The following is a 2,872-nucleotide window of genomic DNA, read 5'->3' on the forward strand; positions in this document are numbered from 1 at the left end:
GGGTCGCCGAGTCCGCCGGGGGCCAGGGCCTGGACGAGCGGGCCGGCGCTGGTGTGGTCGATCTCGCCGCTCACGGTCACCACGGTGGTGCCGGCGGTGGCTGTGGAGGTGACCTTCAACGGTTCCGGCCGGTACACGTTCTCGGTCTCCATCACGACTTCCTCAGCATTTTTGATCTCGACTACGGCCTGGCATTTTGCCCGAAACGATGCCCGGCATCGTATGGGCCGATGCCCATGTGTGGCCTACCCAACAAACCCTGCGTGGTTCGGGGTGGGATGCCTTGGCCGATCACGGGTACGTGGCCCTGGAAGCATGAGGTAGAAGAGGCGGCGCGGATGGAACGGGCCTTGTCGGGCGAGGACAGCATGACGCCCCACAGTGATGACGCTCCCCTGGGAGCGGCGGTGGCTCTGGACGGGCAGGGACCCTGCATCGCCGAGGCCCGTCGCCTGGCTGCCGGCTTCCTGACCCGGATGCGCGCCGAGCACGGCGTTGCGGTCTCGCAGCGGGTGGTGGAGGTGACGCAACTGGTGGTGAGCGAACTGGTCACCAACGCGCAGAAGTACGCCGCCGGACCGATCCTGCTGGATCTGCGGATCGCCGGGGATCTGGTGGAGGTCCAGGTGTGGGACTCCGATCCGGTGCTGCCGGTGGCCCGGGCCGCGGACGCGGGCCGGGTGGGGCAGCACGGCCTGGAGATCGTCATGGCTCTCTGCCAGGGATTCGAGGCGATGCGGGAGCCGGTCGGCAAACGCCTCATCGCCAGCCTGGCACTGACGCACGATGAGCCCGGCGGTGGGCACCGGAGGCAGCCGGTAGTCGGCCGTCTCGCCCGACGCCGACGACGCGGGGATCGAACGTTTGCGTGACGCGCTTCTGGCGGTTGTCGGATAGCGTCGCGGCAGGAGAGATGTCGGTCTGCCGGGGCAGGTGAGCGGCATGATCAGGCGCAGCCGCACCACCACATCACTTCAGCACCAGTGCGTCAGCCCGCATGGCCCGTGCACCATCGGACCGCTTTCGAACCAGGCATCGGGTGATCGGCCGGCGGCTGGTGGGCTGCCTGCAGGCGGCGCTGCGCTCGCAAGGGACGCGGGATGAGCAGCGGGTGAGGAGTCACCTACCTGGCGCTGTGTGAGGGCGACACGGTGCTGCTGGGCGTTTTCGGTGAACCGGACTTGTTCGCGGGCCCGGAACTGGGAGCCGTTGTGACAGAGTGCCTCGCTCAGTGGCCGGTCCGCTTGGTGATGGACGTGTCCGCGGTGTCGTTCTGCGACGCGGCCAGTCTCAGCACCCTGATCGAGGCCCGGGACAGCGTCCAACCAGCCGGGACCGAGTTCGTTCTGCAAGGGGCTCGGACGACACTGCTGCGCGTGCTGACGATCACGGGCCTCGACGCCGGGTTCGGCCTGCGACCACAGCACGGCCCGGCACCCAGCCCGGACTCTGCCACTCCCTGAAACCCGAATGTGCGCAGCGCCACGTCCCCAGCGACGATCACGAAGAGCGAAACGTGCCGCCGGTCGCACATCGTGTGCTGCGGAGCCCCGAAGAGGGCGTCGTCCGCCTCAGAGGTGTCCGCTGTGCGCTGCTCCGCCGCCAGAACCAGGCACAGGGCGCGGGTGCCGAACGCGGGGACGGCCGCGGCGTGGGCGATCTCCCGTATGAACAGGTCGTCGCTCCACAGCGGCAGTTCACTGGTGATCGCAAGATTGAGCGGTGCCGCCCACCCGCCGTCGATCTCCAGGCTCAGATTGTCGACAGGGTCGGCAGCGAGTGGAGCGCCCTCTAGCGCGGCCTGCGCGGCCGCGAGCCCGGTCACCGTTTTGAGTGTGGTTCCGCGTGCTGCCTTCAGCAGCGCGGACATCACGGCGGACAGGTGGTTGCTGGCCTTATCGGTCAGGACAGTGGCCTCGACTGTGGGTGTCAGTTGCCGCTCTTCGACGTGGCGTTCACCCGGCCCTGGCCACCTGGCACCGGCTGGACCGGCGCGTGAGTGCGTTTGGCGGCGCGGCTGACGATGGCCGTCTCGACATGAGTGATGCCCAGGCCGACCAGGTCGCGGGAGAGGAAGCCGTAGAGGGCTGTCAGGTCCGGGAAGTACGCGGCCGCGTGCAGGTTCGAGGGCCCCGACGTCGCGAACGCACCGTGCACCGAGGGGTGGTCGGCCGGCGCCTGCCCGGCGGCGGCCAGATGGTCGGGGGCCACGTGTAGCAGCAGCTTGGCCTCGATGGGCAGCCGAGGCGGCGCGGATCGACCAGGACCTGGGTCATCAGGCGGCCCTGGGCCGTCAGTTGGGCGAGGCGGCGGCGCACCGTGCTCTCCGGGTGGCCGGTTCGGGCGGGCAGGGCGGCCGCACTCAGACGCGCGTCGCGGGTGAGGGCGTCGATGAGGGACTTCCAGGGCATCGGTGTCGACGCCGTACGGGCCCGCAGAACCGGAAGCCGTCGCCCCGGGGACCGGCTCGGCCGGGCTCAGCGCCGCGCGTTCGGGCACGGTCAGCACCTGGTGCCGCCACTCGGAGATGAGCCGGAAGACGTGCAGGATCGTGGCGCTCTCCAGGGACGTCACCGCCTGGGTTGAGGGCAGCCGGCGGAAGACCAACGGGTCGCGTGATCCCGGCTCGGTGCGGGCAACCGCGAAGATCTCGTCACCCGAGGTGGTGACGTCGATGAACGGGATGTCCTCGCGCGCCGCGAGCGCGGCCACGATCGTGTCGAGCTTTCCCCGCAGGACCCGGATGCGCAGGAACAGGGCCCCGGCCGACCCGCCGGCTCGCGATGGCCCGACCGGTGAGACCACTACGCGCACGGCGCCGTCGGCGCCGAGCGCGTGCAGGCGGCGGCGAACGGTGGCGGGGCTGAGCCCC

Annotated in this window: 3 protein-coding genes and 1 pseudogene; 2 read left to right on the forward strand and 2 right to left on the reverse strand. The window is 70.2% G+C overall.

Going from position 1 to position 2,872, the window contains the following annotated elements; all coding sequences use genetic code 11:
* Positions 1–368 precede the first annotated feature (368 nt).
* The gene (locus tag ACWEN3_RS44595) at positions 369–872 is read left to right on the forward strand and encodes an ATP-binding protein (protein ID WP_452983893.1); all 504 of its coding nucleotides are present in this window, start codon (positions 369–371) and stop codon (positions 870–872) included.
* A gap of 339 nt (positions 873–1,211) precedes the next feature.
* Positions 1,212–1,463: an STAS domain-containing protein gene (locus ACWEN3_RS44600; protein ID WP_452983896.1), complete on the forward strand. Its 252-nt coding sequence runs from the start codon at positions 1,212–1,214 to the stop codon at positions 1,461–1,463.
* 197 nt (positions 1,464–1,660) lie between these two features.
* Here the strand turns inward: ACWEN3_RS44600 and ACWEN3_RS44605 are convergent.
* Together ACWEN3_RS44605 and ACWEN3_RS44610 are read right to left on the reverse strand one after the other, a co-directional pair.
* Positions 1,661–1,870 (reverse strand): annotated as a pseudogene (locus tag ACWEN3_RS44605) (hypothetical protein); the annotation flags it as partial.
* A gap of 59 nt (positions 1,871–1,929) precedes the next feature.
* Positions 1,930–2,872 (reverse strand): Lrp/AsnC ligand binding domain-containing protein (locus tag ACWEN3_RS44610; protein ID WP_452983890.1); only part of this gene is annotated, 943 nt, incomplete at its 5' end.

It is taken from the genome of Streptomyces sp. NPDC004561 (assembly GCF_053602155.1).